The sequence below is a fragment of the Variovorax sp. P2_H12 genome, from assembly GCF_056403395.1.
Window position 1 is genome coordinate 1 of record NZ_JBFUFO010000290.1, and the last position, 379, is coordinate 379.

Sequence of the window (379 nt, forward strand, 5' to 3'; positions counted from 1 at the left end):
CTTCCATGATGGTCAGCGGAAGCTCCGCTGCCAGGATGGCGTCATCCGCTGCCAATAGATCCAGTTCGTGCCAGAGGCCGTCCCCCGTCACCGACGCCGGACGCACCGGGACTTCATGGAAGCGCGCCTGAGGCAGCGCCGTGGCCATCCGCCGCACGTCCGCGACTGTCCGCAACTCCGCACAGAGCTGGATCTCGTCCTCACGCAGTTCGAGGAACGCACACAGACGTTTCCCCTTCGCGTATGCCTCGGCCGCGTCGGTGGTTCGGAGGACGGGGTACGCCATGGAGTTGCCCATGCACTGAACCGTCGCATGTGGTCGCCACCCGTCGCTACAGCGTTTTCTGTGCTGACGGCCATGTAACAGACCGGCCCCCGC

The 379-nt window shown here is 65.4% G+C and carries 1 protein-coding gene; it reads right to left on the reverse strand.

Features of this window, described 5'->3' with window-relative positions:
• Positions 1 to 286, reverse strand: a 286-nt coding sequence (locus tag AC1DYK_RS36190) for a hypothetical protein (RefSeq protein WP_478170654.1), incomplete at its 3' end; no start/stop codon positions are given.
• Between the last annotated feature and the right edge of the window lie 93 nt (positions 287 to 379).